The 20190-nt window shown below is 43.3% G+C and carries 15 protein-coding genes; 3 read left to right on the top strand and 12 right to left on the bottom strand.

Annotated features, from left to right (window positions below):
• Nucleotides 1-162: 162 nt before the first annotated feature.
• Entirely contained in the window at nucleotides 163-1056 is an 894-nt protein-coding gene (locus FDP09_RS09625) for a tetratricopeptide repeat protein (protein ID WP_137402465.1), read from the top strand.
• A gap of 987 nt (nucleotides 1057-2043) precedes the next feature.
• Here the strand turns inward: FDP09_RS09625 and FDP09_RS09620 are convergent.
• Nucleotides 2044-3186: a glycoside hydrolase family 10 protein gene (locus tag FDP09_RS09620; protein WP_137402464.1), complete on the bottom strand. Its 1143-nt coding sequence runs from the start codon at nucleotides 3184-3186 to the stop codon at nucleotides 2044-2046.
• A gap of 183 nt (nucleotides 3187-3369) precedes the next feature.
• Here FDP09_RS09620 and FDP09_RS09615 point away from each other — a divergent pair, with 183 nt between their 5' ends.
• Nucleotides 3370-4266 carry a hypothetical protein gene (locus FDP09_RS09615; protein ID WP_137402463.1) on the top strand — a complete coding sequence of 299 codons (897 nt, stop codon included), beginning with the start codon at nucleotides 3370-3372 and terminating at the stop codon, nucleotides 4264-4266.
• Between the two features lie 127 nt (nucleotides 4267-4393).
• Complete coding sequence (locus FDP09_RS09610) at nucleotides 4394-5665, top strand: alpha/beta hydrolase (RefSeq protein WP_137402462.1); 1272 nt, start codon at nucleotides 4394-4396, stop codon at nucleotides 5663-5665.
• A gap of 44 nt (nucleotides 5666-5709) precedes the next feature.
• On the opposite strand, the gene FDP09_RS09605 is transcribed toward FDP09_RS09610, so the two are convergent.
• The 11 genes from FDP09_RS09605 to FDP09_RS09555 all read right to left on the bottom strand — a co-directional run bounded on the left by FDP09_RS09605 (nucleotide 5710) and on the right by FDP09_RS09555 (nucleotide 20186).
• Nucleotides 5710-9207, bottom strand: coding sequence for a hypothetical protein (locus tag FDP09_RS09605; RefSeq protein WP_137402461.1), 3498 nt, complete (start codon nucleotides 9205-9207; stop codon nucleotides 5710-5712).
• A 12-nt stretch (nucleotides 9208-9219) separates the two neighbouring features.
• Nucleotides 9220-12948, bottom strand: a complete 3729-nt coding sequence (locus FDP09_RS09600) for a sensor histidine kinase (RefSeq protein WP_137402460.1) — start codon at nucleotides 12946-12948, stop codon at nucleotides 9220-9222.
• Nucleotides 12949-13020: 72 nt separating this feature from the next.
• A complete protein-coding gene (locus FDP09_RS09595; RefSeq protein ID WP_137402459.1) occupies nucleotides 13021-13272 on the bottom strand; it encodes a hypothetical protein in 252 nt (83 codons plus the stop codon).
• Between the two features lie 33 nt (nucleotides 13273-13305).
• Nucleotides 13306-13860, bottom strand: coding sequence for a DUF420 domain-containing protein (locus FDP09_RS09590; RefSeq protein WP_137402458.1), 555 nt, complete (start codon nucleotides 13858-13860; stop codon nucleotides 13306-13308).
• On the bottom strand, nucleotides 13847-14515 hold the full coding sequence (locus FDP09_RS09585) for an SCO family protein (RefSeq protein ID WP_137402457.1): 669 nt from the start codon (nucleotides 14513-14515) through the stop codon (nucleotides 13847-13849). The genes FDP09_RS09590 and FDP09_RS09585 overlap by 14 nt, the downstream gene beginning before the upstream one ends.
• A 75-nt stretch (nucleotides 14516-14590) precedes the next feature.
• Nucleotides 14591-14920 carry a cytochrome C oxidase subunit IV family protein gene (locus FDP09_RS09580; RefSeq protein WP_137402456.1) on the bottom strand — a complete coding sequence of 110 codons (330 nt, stop codon included), beginning with the start codon at nucleotides 14918-14920 and terminating at the stop codon, nucleotides 14591-14593.
• Between the two features lie 24 nt (nucleotides 14921-14944).
• Nucleotides 14945-15715: a cytochrome c oxidase subunit 3 gene (locus tag FDP09_RS09575; RefSeq protein ID WP_137402455.1), complete on the bottom strand. Its 771-nt coding sequence runs from the start codon at nucleotides 15713-15715 to the stop codon at nucleotides 14945-14947.
• 26 nt (nucleotides 15716-15741) lie between these two features.
• A complete protein-coding gene (locus tag FDP09_RS09570; RefSeq protein ID WP_137402454.1) occupies nucleotides 15742-16323 on the bottom strand; it encodes a cytochrome c oxidase subunit 3 in 582 nt (193 codons plus the stop codon).
• The gene (cyoE, locus tag FDP09_RS09565; RefSeq protein ID WP_137402453.1) at nucleotides 16323-17228 is read right to left on the bottom strand and encodes a heme o synthase; all 906 of its coding nucleotides are present in this window, start codon (nucleotides 17226-17228) and stop codon (nucleotides 16323-16325) included. Before cyoE ends, FDP09_RS09570 begins: the two co-directional genes overlap by 1 nt.
• Nucleotides 17225-18307 carry a COX15/CtaA family protein gene (locus tag FDP09_RS09560; protein WP_137402452.1) on the bottom strand — a complete coding sequence of 361 codons (1083 nt, stop codon included), beginning with the start codon at nucleotides 18305-18307 and terminating at the stop codon, nucleotides 17225-17227. Before FDP09_RS09560 ends, cyoE begins: the two co-directional genes overlap by 4 nt.
• A complete protein-coding gene (locus FDP09_RS09555) occupies nucleotides 18288-20186 on the bottom strand; it encodes a cytochrome c oxidase subunit I (protein ID WP_137402451.1) in 1899 nt (632 codons plus the stop codon). The genes FDP09_RS09560 and FDP09_RS09555 overlap by 20 nt, the downstream gene beginning before the upstream one ends.
• Nucleotides 20187-20190: the final 4 nt, after the last annotated feature.

Here is a 20190-nt window from a genome sequence, read left to right as displayed (position 1 = left end):
AAATGGAACACAACACTGAGGGTGGTTAATCAGGCAAACGAAATTTTATTGCCATTTTTTTTTAAGGGCTTTCCAATAACTTATGGTTTCAACAACACTTTGTCAGGCAATTTATTAACTTTATGGTACCTATGCTTTTTAATCTAACAAATTCCATACTTTATGAACTACTTACTGAACCTTGTCTTGGCTGTCCTTGTCATGATCAATGTGGCCCTTGCCCAAGACAATCCCGAACTTCAAAAAATGGCAGATGCTGATCAGCAAGCCCGTTTTACCCCGAACATCGACTGGAATGAACTGAACAGACAGGATAGTATCCGAATGAAACGGGTCATGGCCCTGATGGACCAAGGGAAAATCAAAACGGCCAAAGACCACTACAATGCCGGTATCATTTTCCAACATGGCCACGACACTGTCGCCTCTAACCTCGCTGTCAAATGTTTCGGAAAGGCCATCTTGATGGATTCCACCTTAAACAAATGGTGGTATGCTGCGGCAGTCGATAGGGACCTGATGCGAAAGGACAAGCCACAGGTCTATGGCACCCAGTATATCCAAGAGCCATCCACAGGCAAATTCAAACGTTATAAAATCGACACGGTAAAAGTTTCGGATGAAGAACGCCAGTATTATGGCGTGGAAACCCTTGCCCAGCAACAGGAAAAAGAACGCCTAATGAACCTAAAATCAGTCGGTGACTTCTATGCCAAAACCAACTCCATCAAGAAAACAATGGCGCTTATTCGAGATCAATTTAAGAAAGGCAAAAGCGCCGATTATGACGTTTCGGAAAACAAACTGATAAATGTCGGGTTCCGACTTACAAAAGCTTCCAAAAACCAAGAAGCAATGGCCTTCTTCCAGATCATCACCCAGCTTTACCCTGATTCCTATAACGGCTATGCGCTGTATGCTGGCACGCTAAAAAAATCAGGGAAAATGGATGAAGCCATCACCGTCCTTCAGCTAGGACAATCACTCAACCCCTCCAATGAATCCTTAAAAAACCTCTTGGACGAATACGTGAAGACCACTGAAAATCACGAGTAAAAAGACACCCTAAAATAGTATAAAACAACCTTTATCGGCACCAAAGCCTATTTTATCCCCGTCGCTTGCTTGTCCTGCTTTTTTTCGGAGATTTGATATCATACTTATTTAATGATATCGAACTCAGGTTAGCCGGCAGAAGAATCAGCAGGGATGCTCCGTTAGGTGCATTAGCTTGGTAACAGAAGGCGGATAATGCATCTCTTCAGTGCCGTAGGTACTGAACAGGGCAAGCAAATAGGCATTGCTTTATCTGCTAAACCGGAGTAGATGAAGTAAGAGGCAAAATTTGATATATTTTATTGATAGGTAAATTAAAAAAAATGAAACTGATCGTTATTTCATTAATAATTCTTTCCTTTTCCTGTACTTCAAACAATGAAGACAGGAAGCCCACATTAGCATTCCATTAGAAAAATGACATTGGTGGAGCACAGCTCTGCGGCATCACCACGGGTTATGCTCACACGACTGATTCGACGACTTTCCACCTGTCAGAAGACGGTTCTGCCACCAGCTTCAAGTGGAAACCAAGGTTCAATGGGAGTAATGGAGAAGGGTTTATCGTGGCTTGTGTAGTAAGGAAAGAGAATTTGACCGACACCATAGCCCATTGTTTTATTTCCTATCCAAGTAAAGTGCTGATAGGCCCGGAATACTGGATCACCGTCACCGCCCATAGCTTGAATTTGGAGAAATTTTAGCAGATCCACTTCCTTTTTGCATAACAACCTGGCTGCCCCCCCATTGTCCAGCCTACTTTATAATAGGATCACAGGAGTGGGGTCATGACACTGCTATTGACTTACTTGAGTCAGAGACTCAAGGCTACTAAATACCGGGGCGGAGCCCCGGCATAACCAGGTAATCAACCGTAATTCAAACAACAATAAATTCAAAAAGCCATCCGGCGCTGAAGCTATGCGCTGGATGGCTTTTTATTGATTTGATCATTCTAGATACCCTATACCTAGTACAAAATATCAACTACTTACCACTTGGGTAAATCGCTTTTTCCAACTCCATCCAATGCTCTTCTATCATTCTTCCGGGCGTGAACAGACAAATTCCAGTAGCTCCATTTTCCATGGACTGGCGGATGGCAGCACCCAGCTCACTTGGTAGCAGCCCGTGACCTTCTGGATCTTCGATTTCCGCTTTCTTTTCTGGATCTGGACAAATAAACAAGCCGCTAAAAATCGGACGCTCGCCATTTACACTGGTCACTTCTTCTTTGACCACCTCACCGATCCAATCTGTACCTTCTAGGTAAAAATCATTATAGTTCATCGGAAAGACTGCGTCCAGGTTCCACTTGTTCCATTCCTGTCGCACCAGCTTCATCGCAGTGGACGGCCCCGGGAATACGGCCGCATTGATCTCTTTGCCTTGTTCGTGCACCTTCTCTGAGAGCCTGTTGACGATGCTGGTAATGAGGTCATAGCGGAACTGCTTCCATTCTTGCACTTGCGTGGGGTCCTCTGCTTCCTTAATATCGATTCCTGTTTTTTCTTTGAAATCACCAGTGCACTGATCACAATAGCAATAATCAAACTGAGGGTGTTCTTTGTTCATCGTTAGGCCGTACTTGTCCCACAGCCCTCTCGCAAGGATCACATCAGGAAACCGGATATAATCCAAGTGAATGGCATCTACTTCCTCCACTCTGGCCACATTGGAATACATATTTTCCAAAAACTGGTAGGTACCTGCCTTGCTCGGACACAGAAAGGTATAATGAGGCACATATGCAGGCTTTTCGAGGGCTGATTCTCCATTGCGGTTAACGGCATACCACTCCGCCTTGAGTTCATCGGTCTTATGCTGTACCATGGTAGGAATCCAAGCGTGAAAGCCCAGCCCCACCTCCTTGGCGATCCTGCCTATTTTCTTATAATCTTCGGGATTATGGCCACCATTGTACATCAAGGCATCAATACCGTGTTCCTTGAACTTGGTGAATCCCTCACGAATTTCAGACTCCGACTTGTCATTATAGCCGCCCAGCCAAGCGTGAACAGGTATTTTACTCTTTTTGACTTCTTGCATTTCGGTCTCTTGCCGTTGCTTGTTGCCTGAACAACTCACCAGCACGCTGACCGCAAACAATAGGGTAAATATTTTCCTCATAGTGTTTAAGGTAATGGGTTATTAATTATCAAAAGCTTAAATTAAAAATTTTTATCATCAATAACCATCTTTGGCTATTTTTTTAACTAACCAATCAGTTCCCGACTGAGGACTATATCCCGACTTTTGTTGGATGAGGGAGGATAACAACTATATTTGAACGATATACCAAGTTTTTTAATTATGCCTACCAACCCCAAAATCGACAAAAAACTGTTGGATAAGCTATATGCTTCACTGGATGTGAAATCTGTAGAAGAGTGCTTAGTGCGTTTCCGGAAACGTGCCCGGAAATTGGACGAAATTCTAGCCCAGGAGCAGGTGCCTGAACATTTGAGCAAGCTGGATCGTACTGATGGCTACTTTAGAATAATATCACCTTCAGATATCGAAGCCTTATTAAATATCGGGATCCATGATGCCTTTTATAAAAACAACCCAAAGCTGCTAAACGATGCACTTTACAGCTACAACAGGCTATCCTTTTATCGCCATCGGCTGCTTGCCTCTGGGACGGATCATTGCATCTATTTCAATCAGGTAATAGAAAGTTATGCCGGAAATGACCTAGCGCTGGTGCTAAAAATGTTTCCGCAGGGGGCAGGATTGACCAAAAACGGCCATAAATTTTCCATCACCTGTGCCAATCTCCTGATTTCCCTTATCCACCAAGATCCAAAATGGCTTGATGAAAGTACTGGAAAGGCCGAAAAATACCTTACCCAAAAAGTGGGCAAATTTGACCGTTCACTTATCCGGTATTTATTGGCGCTCATCCAAAAAGACACAAAAGGAATGTCCAAGGAACTGGCAGAAATTTGTACTGGCTATAAAAGGGCCACCTGGGTCCATGAATTTCACAATCCTTTCCTGAAAATACTCGGATTGCTCCCTCATGGGCTTTATAACCTGGCCTTTCATACACTACCTCAGAAGACCTTCAATGAAATCCAACAGCCCCATCATGAGGTTTTTTGGATTCCGCTAGCCGCATATCAACAGGAAAACCACTTCAGGACAGGTGAAAAATTCATCGTCTTCGACGGTGAACTGGATGGTTTAAACAGGATTTATCAATAAATTGTCCATCAACAAACACCATTCGCCAGTGCCCATTATACCTTTAAGATATTTCCTTCAAATTGCCTTTACGTTTGTTTGCTTTCTGAAAACACAGCAGGCTTCTTGTCGCCAAGCCGGACAATGGGTGAGCCAAACGCTAAATTCCCCAATAAACTTCACCATTCAACATCCTGCTTTTCCGCTGAAAGATTCTGATGGCAATTTCCTTACCATTGTTTATCTTATAAATCCAGGTTTTGAGAAGACCGGTAGCAATACCACCAAAGAGGATGTAACATGGTTGTTGGAGCAAGGCTACCGAGTGGTAACGCTAGACTATAACAGCCATAGCAAGGCCAGGTCTCCCCATATCAATAAAGATATCATCGCCATCAACGATGCTTTGGCAGCAAGTGATTTTTGTGGATTGGCAGACTGCTCTATTATGCAATCATACGTACTCTTTGATGGCTATAGGATAGATAGAAATGTAGCTTATTTCAAAGATGATCCCAGTGTGTACAATTACCCAGAACAATATACCGATGGTGACAGCTTGCGCATGGATATCATCTATCCAGCCAATCCCAACGGCCCAGTCCCCACTATTCTTTCTTTTTCATACAGCAATAGCTTCGCTACATTTGATGAAGAAAAAGGCGTCCTCACCGCCGCCAACCACAACAAGCGCACCTTTCTACCCTATACTTTTGCGGGATTTGACGACAGTATTTTGGAAGGAGCACCCGCCGCAGGAATGGCCTGGGCCATAGCCGATCACCCAAAATACTGCCCTTGGGGAAGTGGTCAACCCAGCAATGGGAAAAATGAGACCTACAAATCCTACCAAACCAATCCAGATGCCGCCCAAAAAGTGAAAGCTGCCATTCGCACGTTAAGAGCAAAAGGGACCGAGTTAGGGCTTTCGGGAAAAATAGGCATTTATGGATTCTCCCGCGGATCCACTGCTGGGGCATTGGCCATAGGTGACCGCCTTGTTCCGGCTTTCGAAAATGCCGGGTGGTATCGGGAAATCTCTGATGCTGTACAGGCCGCGGTACTCGGACCGGGTGTTTTTGACTATACTCAAATTTATAGGCATCAAAATGATGGTGACGAAACCCTTGAAAGCCGCTGTCCTTGGGCATGGGGAAATTTGGCTGAAAACCGAGAAAAATGGAAAACCATGGGTGCCGCCTATTTGATAAAATCCTCTGCTACTCCTCCTGTTTTCCTTTTTTACAACACCAGTGATGCCCCCTACTACGCAGATCAAACCACCGTGCTAACGCAAAAACTGGACAGCCTACACATCCCACATTTTATCCTGAAAGACTACGGATGCGGACACTCTGTACCCAAAAGAACGCAAGACTTGCGCCTAATATATCGATTCTTAGAAGAGAACCTTAAATGACCAGCAGGTGACTTCAGATAATAATCCCTGGTATTTCTAGGCATTTAAAATAACGCCGATACTTGCATCCTGCCGGTATGCACCAATCGATCCAACCCTTCTGAATCCCTCCCCTCATAGGTCAGGTTCATCTGTAATCCTTCTCCAATTTTCTGTATCCAATTGATGCTCCAGGAAACATTGCTCCCCACCGTAAGTGCTTCCAGCATTTCGTATCCTACGGGAGAGTTTGGCTGTCCATTATAGTCTATCTGGGTATATTTGACTAAGGCATTTACCGTCGTCTTGATGGCTTTGGCATATCGGATTTCTGCGGCTACTTCATGTAAAGAAGCCATCTCCTCAAATTCCATATTTTCGGCATTCTCCTTATGGGTAAAATTATATTGGAAAGAAGTCCTGAAAATGGGCGATGGCTGCCAAGACAATTCAGGGCCTGTGGACATCTGGTCCACATGGTAATTTCTGTTTTCCAAATAATCGGAAAGAGCTACATTTTGTCCCAGATTGGCCTTTATCCGGAGATTAACCAAGCGGTTAAAGTTCATCCTGAAATTCATTCGCCAGTCTTCCTGTTTGATATCTTCAAAACCACCGGTCAGCAATTGCTTATTACTGCTTTTAAACACCCCCAAGTCAGCACCATAAGACGATGAAGTGCGGTTAAAAAACAATGTGGATCGAAACACTTCCCTCAGTGACGCCAAATCTTCAGGTACCACCGCACTGGCTAACGGACTTATCCTCATCCAAAAATCCCCAGCGGTAATCTTCTTTTCCACATTCCAGCTCGTCGTATTCGAGAATTTACTCAACACTCGTTTTACTCCTTCTTCCTTGCGCCATTGATCTGGGAATTGCGCATTTAACCTGTAGTTGAACAGGGTGGTATAGGCCTGGATATAGTCGTCGGTCGGGGTAAACATCCTGATATAGTTTTTCTCTTCTGGGTTGATGGCTAAGTAAAACTCGCTAAGCTGCTGTACTCCATCCTCATTATCATCCCGCCAGGTATGCGTGCCTTCTCCAGTTGGCACCGGAAGGTAAACAAACTCCCGCCTCAGCTCCCGCCCATTGCCAATGGCATAGCTTAGTTCATTCCGGAGATTATTGTCCAATAAAGCACTGACATAATCCAGCCGTCCCATCACCGTGCTTTCCCGTGATTCACTGCCTCTTAGCTGGTATAACCGCCTATAGGTCAGCGTACCCTTTACATCATGTGCTCCAAATCGCTTCTGCAACCCATAATTGGTGGTAAAGGCTTTGGTGTCGGGAACCATGCTGCCCTCCACTGGAAAACGATCCTCCCTCCAGCTGACATCTGCAAAAAAGCTATAAGGCAAGGTGTCATTTGACCGCACATAGAATTTGTGCGAAAGGAAATTCATGGCGCTACTGATTACAGAATCCTGTTCACTGTCCAAATTTCGATTACGATCCACATTGAATTGATAGCCAGGAACCAGGATTTTAGATCGATAAAAGACTTCTGCATCATAGCGTACCCAGTCGGAGGTCATGGTAGGCATTTCGCTTTGAAGAAGGAATAGGTCTTGTCTGGCAAACCATTTTTCATCGATTTGTTGGTAATATTTAGCCCGTTGCTGCGTCCCTTCCAATTGGGCGCCGCGTTTTCGATAGTTGAGCTGATAGGCCAGCTCATTGGCAGCATCTTTCCGAATCCCTGCCTTTGCCATGATCAGCTTTTCACTGGTATTTACCGCTAGATTTTCTTGCGAAATCCCCCAGTCACGATCAAATTCGATGTACCGTTGCCGGTCGATAAATTGAAAATTCACAGAATTGTATTCCAGTTCTGTCGCTGCCTCCAATTGGTAGCCTTTTAGCCAGCCCAGGGGACGTCCTTCAGAAACCACCCCACCTTTCAGTCCATACCCCTTGTCATCCTGATTGCCCAAATCAGAAAACAGATTTACATCGTGATTGGACAGCGCTCCTTCTCCATAAATTTTCTCATATGCCCCCACTTTCACCTCTCCACCAGCCGTCATCATTTGTTTTTTATTGGGAGCAGGCAGAATGGAATATAGGGTATAATCTCCCTGCATTTGTCCATTTACGGGAGGAACATACTCATAGACAAAACCATTGGCAAGCTGACGCTGTCGCCGATAGTTTCCCCTCCCCGCCCCCACTTCCGAAAAGATCACATCAAAATTCGCCTCGGCTGGATCTGTCGAATATTCATAATAATGGTTGGATGCCCCAGTTCCATTACCTGCTGTCACTTTTCTATACAAAATCCGTTGTGGATCAAAGGCCACGCTATCTACCCGGGGGACTGCCGCGGCATTGGTATCATCTCCTACTGCTGCCAATAGCAGCTTATCTTCTTCAGTATATTCCTCAAACAATGGTCGATTGCGGTTATCCTGCTCTTTGTAATAATTCACGTAAAAGGTAGCCTTCTCGCTCTCTTGGACATGGTTGGCTGTTAGGATCGACCTGGAAAAATTCCGTTCTGAATACTCATAATCTATCCTCACGCGAGAGTACTGTGTGATCAGTACATTGGTGGTAAAGGTGATCTGGCCTTGATTATAATCAATGATATAGTCGTGGTTAAACCCTCTTTTTAGCGGCTTGCCGTCCAAAAACACCCGTTCGGAATTGGCCATTACAATAATGAAGCGTTCATTTTCAGGCCCTGGTATTCGATACGGCCCTAAGACTCCCTCCTGAATATCCAGTTGCACGGAATTGAATTTACCTTTGGCGATGGACGCTCCCACCTGAGTGGATGCCTTCCATTTTTCATTGACACTATAATCAGTGGTCAGCTGAAGTCCCTGAACATTTTTATAATACCTCAGAAACGTTGATTGCCGCTGGCGAAAGACTACATCTCCCGCTTGAAGGCTAAAATTGTCGTTGTAAAGTTCTATCAGGACGTTGTCAAAATCCTGTACCTGCTGGGTGTTTCCTTGGGGCTGAAAAGGGACATTTTGATCCGTAATGCTTGCACGGATGAAGAGATCATCCGTGAGCTGCCCATCCATCTGGAGGTTTAAGGCTGAATTGACAAAGACATTTTGGGTATTACCAAAAGAGATCCCCCGTGTTAAGCTCCCTGATTTGTTCAACTTTCCTGACGGAAAAATCTCTTCACGGAAATCATATACTTCTGCTTCTACGTCTTTTACCTTCTTAAAGTACGCCATGGAATCATAATTTGCTTCGAGCGTCCTATGAGAAAAGGTCTTGTTCAGGGCATAGGGAAAGCGCCGATAACAAACTTTCAACGAATCTGGAAAAGGCTCTTCTCCACGGTAAATGGTGAGAAAGCCAGAATCGGAATGATATGACCATGGATAATCCTGCTCTCCTGAAATGGAAATCGACCTTTCCTCCACCGTAAGCGAGTCCAATTTGACATGGACAGAATCAGCTAACGGGGCTGTTTCCAGCCATTTGCACAGGCTACTTTGGCCAAGAGCAGGCACACACCATATGAGCCCCACGAAGATGACCAAAAGCTTGAAAATTATCGGCACGAATACACTCCCACTCCACTTCATACTCCTTACCGCTTATGGGACACTTGGCTTTGCTTCTTTTACTAAAGGGAACGTCAAAAAGAAGGATGTCCCCTCTCCCATACTAGTTTCAAACCAAATATTTCCTCCTGCTGTCTCCACGCCTCTTTTGGCAATGGCAAGCCCTAAGCCTGAGCCTTCACTTTTCGTGCTAAAGTTTGGAATAAAAATCTTCTCCCTAAGGTCTTCAGGGATTCCCGTTCCGTTATCTTTCACCTCCAATCTGGCCCATTCCTTTTCAGTAGTCAAGGTGACGGTCACTGTGGCCGCCTTGTCTTCCGGCACCGATTGGATACCATTAATGATCAGGTTAGAAATCACCCGACCAAAAAGTTTATCGTCCCCCATGACGGGAAGCCTCCCTTGTACTTTATCATAAAACACCACCTTGCCTCGCTCATTGTTTTTAAATAGCTCTACGGCACTGACCACTACGTGTGAAAAATCCATAAGCTCATTTTTGGGCAAGGGCATTTTTGCAAAAGTAGAAAATGATGTGGCAATATCGCTGAGCGTATCCACCTGATTGATCAGGTTATAAATGGGTTTTTTGAGTTTTTCGGGGTCGTCGATCCGCCCTTCAGCCTGCAATCTCAACAAATGCTGAAGGGTAAGTTTCATCGGCGTAAGAGGATTTTTGATCTCATGCGCCACTTGTTTGGCCATTTCCCGCCAAGCAGACTCCTTCTCATTCAGTGCAAGGACTTTTCTACTGGCTTCAAGTTTGTACAGCATGTTATTGTATTCCTTTACCAGCAAGCCAATTTCATCATTGGTAGGCCAATACATCGGCTCGTTATCTTCCAGATTAGTAACTTTTAGTTTTTGCGTCAGCAATTTGAAAGGATCTGTGAGCTGTTTCGACACAAAATATGAAACGATCAAAAACACGATAAAAATCGCCACAAAAATATTGATAATGGTACTAAACACATCCACAATCAGCACATTCAGCTCGTCCTCCGATTCAAAAAACGGAATGGAGATTATCCCTAGGGTACTTTGCCGCTTCATCTCCCTAAGGCTAATATATACCGTTTTATATTTTAAGCTGCCAACCTGCTCGTCCAAGATCACCTGGTTGTTTTGTGCCTCTATAATTTCTGCATATGCTTCAGGATTCAGGTGCCTGGTAAGCACCTTCTTTTCGATAATATTAGGTTGACTGGTAGCCATTAGCTTCCCCTCAGAGGAGAATACATTGATGTCCGTAGCGGTGGTGTTTGCCAAGCGATACACCTCTGCCAAAAACTCATCCCTATCCATCACGCCTTTGGTCTCTTGTTCCAGGTATTGGAAAAGGTTATTGCGAATGATATTTGCTTTCTCAAAATACTGTCGATGGAGGTCTTCAAGATAGGATTTACTCAATAGGCCAATAGATATAGCACTTATCACCAGCATAGGCACAAAGAAGGCAAAATTCAGATAAAACTGGAGTCTGGTGGCGTAATTAAACCGCACCTTATTGAGCCCATTGAGCAAGGCATAAATAATGATAAAGAAGAGCGTGCATGCGATATAACTGATAAAGAAGAACGACACATCCGCCAAGATGTAATTGTATGGATAGATGGGGCTGGACACGATCAAGGTACTAGAGCCATTTCGCACACCATAATGATGATACCCATCCCTACTTACACCACCTTTGTACAAGCCATTATTTTCCAAAAGCTCAACGACATCCGGATTCCGGTAGTTATATACCCCTACACTATATTGCAGCACACTATCCCTGAACAGGGCATAATCCAAGTTACTATCATAGACATCATCGATATACTTCTTGTCGAGAAGTAGTTTTGGGAATACGCTAGTGGACTTTATTCGCTGCTGCACCAATTCTATGACAATGGTCCCAATAAAATCCCCTCCCTTCACCATAGGCATAAATCCATAAAATTTATTCCCTTCCAGGCCTTCTCCGGTTTTGACAAAGTAAAGGTTTCGCACACTCGTGGCATAGTCACTGTTCATATACCGATACCTAAAATCGTCAAGGGACTGCTCATTATTTCGGTTTAGGATATCCTCCCCACTGGGATTGAAAATCATGATATTGAGCTCATACTGGTCAAAGTAATTGGAGATGTAAATTTTCCTGATTTTTTGTTCCACAGGCTCTTTGGAAAGCGATGGATTTGTCATACGATTTTTGATGAACAGATCCTCCTTCACCCTTTGCATCACATCGCTCAGCAGAAATTCGGCCATGACATCCTTTTCCCTCAACACCTGATTGGCCAAGCGTTCTTTTTCGTGTATCTCTCGTTTGCCATAATCTTGGTACGACGCCGCCCCTGTGATCACTGCCCCGACAAGACACCCAAAGAAAAAAGTAAGGAAAGTATTGAGCTGTAATTTGAGTACATTATCGTACAACTCAAAGGAAATAATCGCTACCAACAAGATCAAATGTGCGAGGTACACAATGAGATAGATAAAATCCACCCACGCCGTAATGGCAAAAACAGGTACAGAAAGACCAATCAATACCTTCAATGCATATGCCTTTTTGGCCCTGGCCTTATAAAAAACGAGGTTTAAGGACATCAGGGTAAACATCAAATAACCGGCCCCTCCCAAAAACAAAATCAATATACTCAAGGCCTTGAAATAGTCAAAAGTGGGAATATCAAGGATATTTAAACTCCATTGGGAATTATTGGAGATATTGGTAAACAGCTTGAAAAACAGGAACAAGAAAAAGCCCGACAGTAAATAGGCCACCAGATAAAACACCCATTGGTAATAGCGTTTTCTGATTCTGGCAAAAGCCACGATCACTTCCCTTCTCCCCAACATGCTGATCAGCATGGCCAGTACTATGGCAGCAAAAACAACATTCAACAACAAGTCTCCCAAACTGGGATTCAACATCGACGATGCATAATAGGTGGCATCAAACAACGGCACTTCAAAATAATCCTGGGGAAAATGAAACACCAACATTATTGCCCTGACGCTGACCAAAATGGAGATAGTGTACAGTAACGCTAACTTCCGCTTACCATGGCTCCATAGACGTGCGACAAAATCCCCACCCAGGATAAACACCAAGCCCGTCAACGAAAAGAAAAACAACAACAATGCAGTGCTGGATTTATGTCCCACCGGAGCATAACCTGTTCTAAGAGAAACCGAAAAGAAGTATTCCCCTTTTTTTCCGGTCACCTTATCATATTCACCACGAGGCTCTGAAGATAATATAAACCGGTCGTTTCCAAACACTTCATTATTATAACCGGCATGCAAATATTGATTATCTATCTCTACCTTATCATATAATGAATATACTTGGACCAGCCAATATTGCTTGTTGTTCCGGTTAATGCTCCTTACCCTGGAGAAATAGGTGCCTTTTGCATTATCCAATAACTGATAAGGCTTAAACGATGCCCCGGTATCTATATCCTGAAATTCGGGTATCATCGAAATACTGGACCAGTATAACAGTTGACCTTTTTCGCTGTAAAGATAAAACGGATGCTTGGAGTCGAAATTTAGCGTGGAGAAGGAAATTTGCTTTTCAGGCCTATAATTCATCAAAAGCTGAATAAAATCCTCATCAAATTCCTCGGCTACATTTTGGGTAGTAGCCTCTATTTGCTCTAGCCCTACTTTTGAGACATCAGGACTTCCTGAGAAAAAATTAATGGCCAGGACAATCGCCATTAACATGATTCCAAAAACAATAATTAGCCTTCTCTTCTTAAGCATAGTTCACCTGACAGTAGCACTAAAAGTAAAAAAGCAAAGTCTAATTTCAAACTTTGCTTTCTTATTTACCGTTTATAAAACCTTTGCAAGTTTCTTCCTTTTGGAATTTCTATACCATAAGAACCCAATGACAGCAGCCAACAAATAAGGTGCTACAAAAAGATAAAGGATTCCCAAATTCAAGCTGGCACCGACCGTAGTATCGCCGTTGGACACGTTATTTTCTACTGAGGCCCGACACATGGCACATTGCGCTATTGCGATGGCTTTTGGCAGGACCACAAACGCTCCAATCAGAAGGATATTTATCAAGTACTTCTTCATACAATCTATTACGCCTTAATCTATATTTGGGTTTTAGTGATTATAATAAGGACTGATCATCCAATATACCACCACACCTGAAATCGTCACATACAACCAAATGGGATATGCATACCGTACAATCTTGCGGTGCTTTTCCACCAACCCTCTATAGCCATAATAGTAGGCCAGCAAGATGGGGAATAACGCCACCGCGGCTAAGATAATATGACTGATCAGTATGACAAAATAAAGCGTTCGAATCATTCCCTCACCTCCATAACTGGTACTTTCTGCCGATGCATGGTAGATCACATAGGAAACCAGGAATATAGCGCCTAAACCAAAGGCGATCGTCATACAAGTACGGTGATAGGTGATCATCTTAAGTTTGATGAAAAACAGCCCTGCAATCAATGCCAAGCTTGCCGTAAAATTGATCACCGCGTTTAAATGCGGCAGAAAATACACCCACTCACTGGCCAAATCCAATTTGGCAGGCATAAATAGTAGGATGGCAACTACAACGGGAACTGCTATTGAAATGACAGTAATGAGCCTATAAATCCCTTTGCTGCTATGTTGTCCTGAAAGCTCAGTCTTTTCCATGTAACAATATTTTTGTCTCCAAAATCAACAGGTCCACATCTTCGCGATTGGTACCACTATAATAGCCCCTGATCCGCCCTTCTCCATCAATCAACGCCAGTTTATCGCTATGGATAAAATCATCTGGAACACCTTTTCCATCTATCGTAGGGAGGATAAAGCCACACCTTGCCAATTGATACACTTCGTCTTTTGGGCCATTAAGAAAATGCCATTTATCAGGATTGGCCTTGTGTAGGTGGGCATATTCACTAAGCCGCGCAGGTGTATCATAAGCGGGATCGATGCTGATGGAATACAGCTGCACGGTCTCCTCATTTCTAAAGGCATCCTGGACCCGCTCCATTTCTAGTGACATCACCGGACAGATACTTGGACAGCTGGTAAAAAAGAAATCCACGATCGTTACTTTCCCCTTCATGTCAGCCCTTCCAATCGGCACACTATCCTGATTGATAAAGGTAAAGTCAGGAATGTAATGTTGTCCGGTATTGATATCATTGCAGTCGCCAAATGGATCTTCTACCCCATTTTCATATAAAACCGGAATCTCATAGTTATTTTCTCCAAAATTACGAAGAAAAAGGATAATCAACACGGGAACCATCAGGATGCAAACCAGCACCAAGCCCTGTAATACTCTAATCATTTTCATAACACCAATACAAACAAAAAAGTAGGTTGGAAGCATTCCCTCCAACCTACTTTTTTTTTTTTTATAAAGATGGCATTACCATCTGTACATAAAGATCTCTGCGCCTTCCTTAAAAAGGGCTATCAATAGCCAAACCAAGAAAATCAGGGGAAGCATAATGGACCAAAATAATGTTTTGGATTCATCCTTCAAGTGCATGAATTCCATCATGATATAAGCTGCTTTTACAAGTGTAAGGCCAATAAAGATGGCAAAAAGCAACATACCCCGCTCCATGGTAAAGGCCAGAAGAAATTCAACCGCTGTAATAGCCAGTAGAATACCCGCTGTTTTCCAGATCTTTTTGATCTTTTCCTTATTCCTAGGTAATACTTCTAAAGTGCTGTTATTTCCGTGTGATGACATAGCTAATAATGTTTTTAAGTGAATCTAGACCAGGTAATAGAAGGTAAATACAAATACCCAAACCAAATCTACAAAGTGCCAGTAAAGCCCAATTTTCTCTACCATTTCATAATGTCCTCTTCTTTCATAAACGCCAACTGCGGCTTGATAGAAGGCCAAGAAGAGTAATACCACGCCAATGGTCACGTGAAAACCATGGAATCCTGTGATAAAGAAGAACAACTGGGCAAAAGGCGCTGGACCATATTCATTTACATGAAGATTGGCTCCATAAACCACCTCTTTGATCGTTTCTCCGAAGTTGTTCACATAGGTCATCATCGTTCCCTGATCACTGCCATGGATAAAGTGGCTCCACTCCCATGCCTGACAGCTAAGGAAAGTGATTCCGCCCAGCATGGTCCATAACATCCACTTCACCACATCGTTCTTGTCATTTCTGTGTCCTGCCTCCACTGCTAGCACCATGGTAACAGAACTCATGATAAGAATGAAGGTCATTAACCCTACAAATACCAACGGTAAATGAACCCCATGAAAAAAGGGAAATGCATTGAAAATCATTTCAGGGATAGGCCAATGCTCATTCGATTTCACAAATTCGGACACGTGTCCCTCAAATGCCGGATAACTTACCCTTATGGAGCCATAGGTAATCAAGAAAGCGGCAAAAGTAAAGATGTCGGAAAGGAGGAAAAACCACATCATAAGCTTTCCGTAACTAGCCTTTAAGGGCTCATTTCCACCACCCCAGATTCCTCTCTTGGAGTTGATTTCAATTGCAGTCGATGACATATATTCTAGGTTTTAACTTAATATTTTCAATGATTCAATAACAAAAACATAAACAGGTAAATCCATAAGCCTCCCAGAAAGTGCCAATATGTAGCACACATTTCCATGGAATTCATTCGCTTGGAATGGATCTTATACCTAAAGGACGAAATTAATACAATAATTAGAAATATCACACCACTGATCAAGTGCGCTGCATGTAATCCTGTCAAAACATACATAAATGATCCTGCGGGATTCCCCACAAAGTACACGTCTCTTTCTACCAATGCGACCCAGCTAAACCACTGCCCTACAAGGAATACAAGCCCCAAAGCCGTAGTAATGGTCAAGGCTATTTTAAGGTGACTGATACGATCGTTCTTTGCGGACAAATATGCCCAATGCATGCTCGCACTACTAAGCAGTATAATTCCAGAAGTAACCCATAATATCGAAGGAAGATCATAATCCAACCAATTCCCTTCACCTTGCCTTACGATGAATGCACTGGTCATTGCAGCGAATATCATCACAACACTGACGATAAATAACCACAATGCAAATTTCTTTGGGTGCATCGCAATAGGCTGTTCTGCCCCCTCTATATATGCTAATCTTTCTTCCATTACGCCACTTTATCTAATAAATATGCAATCTGCACGATCGGCAAATATAAAAACGATCCAAACATAATCTTCAAGGCTGATTTTCTGGAGCAATCCCGCATCAAGGAAAAGGTCTGTGCCAAGAACAAAGCCCCACATACGGTCGCTACGATGCCTGAATTAAGCCCTGTCAAACCAAAATAACTAGGCAAAAGCCCAAGTGGTAATAAAAACAAGGTATAAATCATAATTTGTATCGCCGTGTTCAAGTCCTTCCGACCTCCAGAAGGAAGTAATTTAAACCCTGCCTTCTTATAATCCTCATCACTTACCCAAGCAATCGCCCAAAAGTGAGGGAATTGCCAGATAAATTGGATACCAAAGATGATCAATGCCTCATAAGATATCCCTCCAGTAGCAGCCGTCCATCCTAAAAGAGGAGGCATTGCACCAGGAATAGCTCCGACAAAAACAGCTATTGGCCCCACTCGTTTCAAAGGCGTATATACAAAAACATACAGCAACATGCTAAGTACACCAAGGCCTGTTGTCAGCGGGTTGGTGAAGAACCATAAAATCCCCACACCCAACAATGCTACCAATACGGTAAACCAATATGCTTCATTCACGGATATGATATTCAATGGTAGCGGCCTGTTTTGCGTACGCTTCATCAGTTTATCATAATCCCTCTCCAATATCTCATTAGCAGCACCTGAAGCACCACTAATTAGAAATCCACCTATCATCAGGGCAAAACAAGTACCCCATGAAAACAACGCTCCACTGTCTCCCAACACAAACCCGAATACAGCGGAAAACGTAACCAATGCTGAAAGCCTGAACTTTATCAGTTCATAGTAGGCTTTTGCACGAATACTTATGCTGTCAATAAAGGACGCTTCTGATAAATTGACTGTCCTCATGAATTAGTTGTATTTAACACTATTCTTTTTTGATCACTTAACTGTAATAGGATCACAAATTGCACCCCGATAATCAATGATCCCACCAAAAGGTGGAGAGGTTGCAAAAAAGCCGGAATACCAAAGTATGCCATGCTCGCCCCAGTAATGATCTCGATAAAGATCAATAACAGCAGCACTTGTGACCATTTAAATATACTCGATCTCCTTAAAGAGAAAACGTATGCCTTATAAACAAACCAAAGATGAACGATCAACAACACCAACGAAAACGATCTGTGGATCATAAAATCCACACCAAGGTGCGATATCCATTCAGAACGGAAAAGGTTGCCAAACTGCAAAGCAATCATATCGATCTCCTCCCTTACCTGAGTACCCCAGACCACTTGCACGATCATTAGCACAAAACCAATCAACAATAATCGGTATAAGGATCCTGGCTTCTCTGTCTTTTGATGGAATGTATGGTTTAACTTATACGCCCTGTAATGCACGTACAACAGCAAACACACAATCAACAATGCCAACAGCATGTGCACGGTAATCATCCAATGAAGAAGATTGGTAGATACGACAATCGACCCGATCCATCCTTGAAATATCACCAGCAATAAATTGGCAAACGACAAGAAGGCCAATGTCCTATCTTCCTTACGCAGCTTATAAGCATACACAAAGGTGGCGATGACCAATAAACCAATCACGGCTCCTGTCAGCCTATTTATATATTCAATCCAGGTCTTGATGGCATTAAACTCCCCTTCTACAAGTATGGCTTTGTTTTGCTTGATTTCCTCAGCTTTCTTGTGAAATCCAAGGCTATGAAGCATTTTAACAAACCTGTCGTTCTTCTCTAACCGTTTGTTGAGATAGATTTCCTGATAGTTATCTGGAAGCTGACTGACCGCTGTAGGTGGCACCCAGCTTCCAAAGCATTTTGGCCAATCAGGACAGCCCATTCCAGATCCTGAACTGCGGACTATTCCACCGACCAGTATCAGAAAATATACAGCGATCGCAGTGACCAAACTGATCCTGCGAAAGCTGCGGATATTTTTATGACTCTTTTGATTCATCTGCTACCAAAACATCTCCTCCCTCTTCTGCCATGATCTCACGTTCAAGCTTCACTTGCTCAGCTTCATGTGGAAGATTGGATTCTGGAGTGGAAGACAATGGTACCGTTTGTGGTATAAAATCCTCTTTGGCTCCAGGCTTGGAGTAGTCGTATGGCCATCTATATACAGCCGGGATTTCTCCTGGCCAGTTACCGTGCCCAGGATGAAGTGGAGTAGTCCATTCCAGTGTATTTGATCTCCAAGGGTTTAACGGAGCTTTTCTTCCTCTAAACATACTATTGAAGAAGTTGAACAAGAAGATAAACTGTGCCCCGAAAGTAACGATGGCAGCTACAGACACAAACATATTAAGGTCAGTGTACATGTCTGCAAAGTTAAAGTTGGTCCAGCTGTAATATCTTCTAGGGAAGCCCGCAATTCCAATATAATGCATTGGGAAGAATACCATGTACACCCCTACAAAAGTCAACCAAAAGTGGATATAGCCCAACTTGGCATCCATCATTTTCCCAAACATCTTAGGGAACCAATGATAAATTCCAGCCATCAATCCAAAAAAGGAAGCAGATCCCATCACCAAGTGGAAGTGTGCTACCACAAAATAGGTATCATGCAGCTGGATATCCACGGCAGAGTTCCCAAGGAATATCCCTGTCAAACCACCGGAAATAAAGAACGATACCAAACCGATAGAGAATAGCATCGCTGGTGTAAACACCAAGTTACCTCTCCATAGCGTGGTCAAATAGTTAAATACTTTTACTGCTGAAGGTACCGCAATGATCAATGTCAAGAACATGAATATGGATCCCAAGAAAGGGTTCATACCAGATACGAACATGTGGTGTGCCCAAACGACGAAGGACAATACAGTAATCCCAAGCATGGAAAGAATCATGGCCTTATAACCGAAAATTGGTTTTCTGGAATTGGTAGCGATCACTTCTGAGGTGATCCCCAATGCTGGAAGTAATACGATGTACACTTCAGGGTGTCCCAAGAACCAGAACAAGTGCTGGAATAGCACGGCACTACCTCCCGTGTTAGGCAATGCCTCACCACCAATATAAATATCAGACAAGTAAAAGGATGTACCAAAACTTCTATCAAACACCAATAGCAACGCTGCAGAAAACAATACCGGGAATGAAAGCAACCCAATCACAGCAGTCAAGAAGAATGACCAAATGGTCAACGGTAGCCTGCTGAAAGACATCCCTCTCGTACGGAGGTTTATGACAGTGGTGATGTAGTTAATCCCTCCCATTAGCTGAGAAGCGATAAAAAACACCATAGAGACCAACCAAAGCGTCATCCCCAGACCAGATCCTGGAATGGCTTGCTCCAATGCTGAAAGAGGAGGGTAAATCACCCAGCCACCACCTGCAGGGCCTGTCTCAATGAACAATGAAATAAACATGATCACACCAGCGATAAAAAACAACCAGTATGACAACATATTCATAAATCCGGAGGCCATGTCCCTAGCACCGATTTGGAGCGGGATGAGGTAATTGGAGAAAGTACCGCTAAGCCCAGCTGTCAGTACGAAGAATACCATGATCGTACCGTGCATTGTTACCAAAGCTAGGTAGAAATTGGTATCCAATGAGCCGGATTCATCGATCCATCCTCCCAAGATAGGCTTCAGGAAAGTCATGTCCATATCTGGAAAACCCAACTGCAGCCTAAAAAGAATGGATAGAAAACCACCGATAAGCGCCCATACAATACCGGTAACCAAAAACTGCTTACCGATCATTTTATGGTCGGTACTAAAGATATACTTCGTGATAAAATTATCACTATGCTCATGATGATCATCGTGATGATCATGTGCCGTAGTACCGTGTGTTGATATGTTAGCTACTGCCATAATT

The organism is Echinicola rosea (assembly GCF_005281475.1).
In the GTDB taxonomy this organism is placed as follows: Bacteria; Bacteroidota; Bacteroidia; order Cytophagales; family Cyclobacteriaceae; genus Echinicola; species Echinicola rosea.
This window is presented reverse-complemented; position numbering and strand designations above follow the sequence as displayed.

What these genes read in the sequence shown, in the direction of transcription:
- FDP09_RS09625 (WP_137402465.1), top strand. Translation starts at nt 163, where the DNA reads ATGAACTACTTACTGAACCTTGTCTTGGCTGTCCTTGTCATGATCAAT.
- FDP09_RS09620 (WP_137402464.1), bottom strand. Translation starts at nt 3,186, where the DNA reads ATGAGGAAAATATTTACCCTATTGTTTGCGGTCAGCGTGCTGGTGAGT.
- FDP09_RS09615 (WP_137402463.1), top strand. Translation starts at nt 3,370, where the DNA reads ATGCCTACCAACCCCAAAATCGACAAAAAACTGTTGGATAAGCTATAT.
- FDP09_RS09605 (WP_137402461.1), bottom strand. Translation starts at nt 9,207, where the DNA reads ATGAAGTGGAGTGGGAGTGTATTCGTGCCGATAATTTTCAAGCTTTTG.
- FDP09_RS09600 (WP_137402460.1), bottom strand. Translation starts at nt 12,948, where the DNA reads ATGCTTAAGAAGAGAAGGCTAATTATTGTTTTTGGAATCATGTTAATG.
- FDP09_RS09595 (WP_137402459.1), bottom strand. Translation starts at nt 13,272, where the DNA reads ATGAAGAAGTACTTGATAAATATCCTTCTGATTGGAGCGTTTGTGGTC.
- FDP09_RS09590 (WP_137402458.1), bottom strand. Translation starts at nt 13,860, where the DNA reads ATGGAAAAGACTGAGCTTTCAGGACAACATAGCAGCAAAGGGATTTAT.
- FDP09_RS09585 (WP_137402457.1), bottom strand. Translation starts at nt 14,515, where the DNA reads ATGAAAATGATTAGAGTATTACAGGGCTTGGTGCTGGTTTGCATCCTG.
- FDP09_RS09580 (WP_137402456.1), bottom strand. Translation starts at nt 14,920, where the DNA reads ATGTCATCACACGGAAATAACAGCACTTTAGAAGTATTACCTAGGAAT.
- FDP09_RS09575 (WP_137402455.1), bottom strand. Translation starts at nt 15,715, where the DNA reads ATGTCATCGACTGCAATTGAAATCAACTCCAAGAGAGGAATCTGGGGT.
- FDP09_RS09570 (WP_137402454.1), bottom strand. Translation starts at nt 16,323, where the DNA reads ATGGAAGAAAGATTAGCATATATAGAGGGGGCAGAACAGCCTATTGCG.
- cyoE (WP_137402453.1), bottom strand. Translation starts at nt 17,228, where the DNA reads ATGAGGACAGTCAATTTATCAGAAGCGTCCTTTATTGACAGCATAAGT.
- FDP09_RS09560 (WP_137402452.1), bottom strand. Translation starts at nt 18,307, where the DNA reads ATGAATCAAAAGAGTCATAAAAATATCCGCAGCTTTCGCAGGATCAGT.
- FDP09_RS09555 (WP_137402451.1), bottom strand. Translation starts at nt 20,186, where the DNA reads ATGGCAGTAGCTAACATATCAACACACGGTACTACGGCACATGATCAT.